The organism is Pseudoalteromonas sp. ESRF-bin5 (assembly GCF_002632075.1).
Taxonomy (GTDB): domain Bacteria; phylum Pseudomonadota; class Gammaproteobacteria; order Enterobacterales; family Alteromonadaceae; genus Pseudoalteromonas; species Pseudoalteromonas marina.
Genome location: NZ_NTLW01000141.1, coordinates 1 through 4190 on the forward strand (window position 1 = coordinate 1; position 4190 = coordinate 4190).

A 4190-nucleotide genomic window follows, 5' to 3' on the forward strand; every position below is an offset into this window, starting at 1 on the left:
AAGTATTCATGGAAATAGAATTTCCCGTAACTACTATTCATAGTGTTTATAGTCGGTATAATCAGTTGTGTAACTGGATGGATTTTCATCTATCTATAAAAGCTTTATAATTACTCGTTAGAATACTATAAGTATTGGGTAACAAGTGCGCATGAAGCGCTACCGAATACTTTCACGTCACCAAGAGGGCAATATTGTGCTACAAGAATATCGTAAACACGTAGAAGAACGTGCCGCGTTAGGTATCGTACCAGCGCCATTAGATGCTCAGCAAACTGCTGATCTTATTGAATTAATAAAAAACCCACCGGCAGGTGAAGAAGAATTCATTTTAGATTTATTAATCAATCGTGTACCACCAGGTGTTGATGACGCTGCTTACATCAAAGCAGGCTTCCTAGCCGCTGTTGCTAAAGGTGAAGCGACTACTTCTCTTATCTCTAAAGAAAAAGCAGCTGAATTATTAGGAACAATGCTAGGCGGATACAATATCGCGCCAATGATTGACCTACTTGATGACGAATCATTAGCGCCAATCGTAGTAAAAGGCCTTTCAAACACATTACTTATGTTTGATGCTTTCTACGACGTAGAAGAAAAAGCCAAAGCAGGCAATGTGTTTGCTAAGCAAATTATCGAATCTTGGGCTGCAGCTGAATGGTTTACAAATAAGCCAGCAGTAGCTGAAAAAATCTCTGTTACTGTATTTAAAGTAACGGGTGAAACAAACACCGATGACTTATCACCTGCACCAGATGCATGGTCACGTCCTGATATCCCACTTCATGCTTTGGCAATGCTAAAAAATGAGCGTGATGGCATAAACCCAGATAAAGCAGGTGAAGTAGGTCCTATCGTACAGCTTGAAGAATTAAAAACTAAAGGCTTACCACTTGCTTATGTAGGTGACGTTGTAGGTACTGGTTCTTCTCGTAAGTCTGCTACTAACTCTGTGCTTTGGTTTATGGGTGATGATATCCCATTTGTACCAAACAAACGTGTTGGTGGTGTATGTTTAGGTAACAAAATAGCACCTATCTTCTTTAACACAATGGAAGATTCTGGCGCATTACCAATCGAATTAAATGTTGACGAGTTCAACATGGGTGATCAAATTGATATTTACCCATACGAAGGTGTTGTTAAACGCCATGGTACTGATGATGTTATCTCTACTTTCGAACTTAAATCAGATGTAATCCTTGATGAAGTTCGTGCTGGTGGTCGTATTCCACTTATCATTGGTCGTGGTTTAACAGACAAAGCACGTACATCTTTAGGTTTAGGTGCTACTGATGTATTTAAAGTACCAGCAGTGACTGAAGAGTCAGACAAAGGCTTTACACTAGCGCAAAAAATGGTTGGTAAAGCATGTAACGTAGCCGGTATTCGCCCAGGCCAATACTGTGAGCCTAAAATGACTACTGTAGGTTCGCAAGATACTACTGGTCCTATGACACGTGATGAACTTAAAGACTTAGCATGTTTAGGTTTCTCTGCAGATTTAACAATGCAGTCATTCTGTCATACCTCTGCTTACCCTAAACCAATTGACGTAAACACGCACCATACGCTTCCTGATTTCATCATGAACCGTGGCGGTGTTTCACTTCGCCCTGGTGACGGTGTAATTCACTCGTGGTTAAACCGTATGTTATTACCAGATACCGTAGGTACTGGTGGTGATTCACATACTCGTTTCCCATTAGGTATTTCGTTCCCAGCGGGTTCAGGTGCAGTAGCATTCGCAGCAGCAACAGGTGTTATGCCACTTGATATGCCTGAGTCTATTTTGGTTCGCTTTAAAGGTGAAATGCAGCCAGGTATCACATTACGTGATCTTGTTCATGCAATTCCTTACTACGGTATCAAAGAAGGCTTATTAACGGTTGAGAAGAAAGGTAAAATCAATGAATTCTCTGGCCGTGTACTAGAAATTGAAGGTGTTGAGCACTTAACTGTTGAGCAAGCATTTGAACTATCAGATGCATCAGCAGAACGTTCAGCTGCAGGTTGTACTGTTAAGCTTTCTAAAGAGTCTATCTCTGAGTACCTTGAGTCTAACATTGTTATGCTTAAGTGGATGATCTCTGAAGGTTACGGCGATGTTCGTACAATCGAGCGTCGTATTACTGCAATGCAAGATTGGTTAGCTAACCCAGAACTTATGGAAGCTGACGCGGATGCAGAATACAAGCACGTACTTGAAATCGACCTAGCTGATATTAAAGAGCCGGTACTTTGTGCTCCGAATGACCCAGATGATGCGCGTTTACTATCTGACGTTACAGGTGAGAAAATCGATGAAGTATTTATCGGTTCTTGTATGACTAATATTGGTCACTTCCGTGCCGCAGGTAAATTATTAGATGGCTTTACTGGTCGTATTCCAACACAGCTTTGGGTTGCTCCACCAACGAAGATGGATAAAGACCAACTTACAGACGAAGGTTACTACGGTATCTTTGGTCGTGTTGGTGCACGTATTGAAACTCCAGGGTGTTCACTGTGTATGGGTAACCAAGCACGCGTTGCAGATAAAGCAACAGTTGTTTCTACCTCAACACGTAACTTCCCTAACCGTTTAGGTACAGGCGCAAACGTATTCTTAGCATCAGCAGAGCTTGCTGCAGTGGCGGCAATTTTAGGTAAATTACCTACTCCGGCTGAGTACCAAGAATATGCAGCGAAAATCAATGCAACGGCAGCAGATACTTACCGTTACTTGAACTTCCACCGTATGCCTCAGTACACTAAAAAAGCAGACAATGTAATTATTCAGCAAGCTGTTTAATTTATAGAGTTTGAATAAAAAACCCGCTTCGGCGGGTTTTTTATTGTTTAAATATAATTTAGATTATTCATGCTTTAATAGTCTTATACTGAATTAAAATTAAGTATTTTTCACATTTAAGTTGGATAATAAAGCAATAATTCCTCGCTACATGCATTATAATCTCTTTTAATATTCTCATTATTTTAGGCGAGATTTCATGACTGCATTAAACAACCAGAATTTACTGCAACTTCGTTTTATTAACCAAGCAAATATTGATGTGGTTAAGCCTTCTTTTGATAACCTACCTGCAAATCCATATGCAGATGGCGAATTTCGTAAGCGTCGTTATTCAGTAATTAAATTTCAAGATGGTGAGCTAAAATTGCAAGCTGCCAAAGCATTTGTTCAAGACGATTCGATTAATACGTTTCAAGGTAACGTTGAACGTACTTACGAAAATTTAGAGCAAAGCCTACTTGAAACAGATGGCATGAAAAGTATTGTCAGTGAGTTTTGCCAGCTTACCGGTATTGATGAAGATCGCGATATTGAAATACATCAATTTAGAATGTTAGCCATTGATAGCGATACGCCAGCAGCGCCTGAAGGCGTGCATCAAGATGGTTTTGATCATGTATGTATATGCGGTGTTTCGCACGAAAACTTAGGAGGTGGCGAGTTACTTGTATACGAAAACAAACAAGCTGAGCCATGTTTTAAAATGGAAATTAAAGACGGCATGTTTGCGCTTATAAACGACCGCCAAGTTTGGCACAATGCAACGCCAATGAATAAAGTTGATGCTAGCAAACCAGGTTACCTGGATTGCTTTGTACTTACCTCTTAAGGAATGCTCATGAATATAGCGCAATTACGTGAGCAGTTTCCGGCATTAATGCAAAGCGTTGATGGTAAATCGCCGATATTTTTAGACGGCCCTGGTGGCTCTCAAGTGCCGCAGTCAGTGCTTAATGCAATGTCTGCTTATTTAGGACACTACAATTCAAACCTAGGTGGTGCGTTTTTTTCAAGCGATAAAACTGTTGAGCTAATGGCAAATGCACGCCAAGCTGCAGCAGATTTACTTAATGCGCCAAGTGCTCAAAATATTGTGTTTGGCCCAAACATGACAAGCCTTACCTTTAGCTTTAGCCGAGCTATTTCGCGCGATTGGCAAGCCGGTGATGAGATCATTGTAACTAACGCCGATCACTTCTCAAACGTGTCATCATGGCAGCAAGCCGCAGAAGATAAAGGCGTTAAGGTTAATACTACCTTGATTAATGAAGCCGATTGCAGCCTAGATATGACGCAGTTTGAAAGCTTATTAAACAGCAAGACTAAGTTGGTGGCTGTTACCTATGCTTCAAATACTACAGGCTCAATTAACGATATTGAACGCATTATAGAG

At 40.6% G+C, this 4190-nt stretch carries 3 protein-coding genes; all 3 read left to right on the forward strand.

Features of this window, described 5'->3' with window-relative positions; all coding sequences use genetic code 11:
• Nucleotides 1-196 precede the first annotated feature (196 nt).
• Nucleotides 197-2794 carry a bifunctional aconitate hydratase 2/2-methylisocitrate dehydratase gene (gene acnB / locus BCG07_RS07835; RefSeq protein WP_286889685.1) on the forward strand — a complete coding sequence of 866 codons (2598 nt, stop codon included), beginning with the start codon at nt 197-199 and terminating at the stop codon, nt 2792-2794.
• A 199-nt stretch (nt 2795-2993) separates the two neighbouring features.
• Nucleotides 2994-3626 (forward strand): 2OG-Fe dioxygenase family protein, encoded by a 633-nt coding sequence (locus BCG07_RS07840; protein ID WP_286889682.1) that lies wholly within the window; start codon nt 2994-2996, stop codon nt 3624-3626.
• A 9-nt stretch (nt 3627-3635) separates the two neighbouring features.
• Nucleotides 3636-4190, forward strand: a 555-nt coding sequence (locus tag BCG07_RS07845; protein ID WP_286889683.1) for an aminotransferase class V-fold PLP-dependent enzyme, incomplete at its 3' end; no start/stop codon positions are given.

What these genes read in the sequence shown, in the direction of transcription:
- BCG07_RS07840 (WP_286889682.1), top strand. Translation starts at nt 2,994, where the DNA reads ATGACTGCATTAAACAACCAGAATTTACTGCAACTTCGTTTTATTAAC.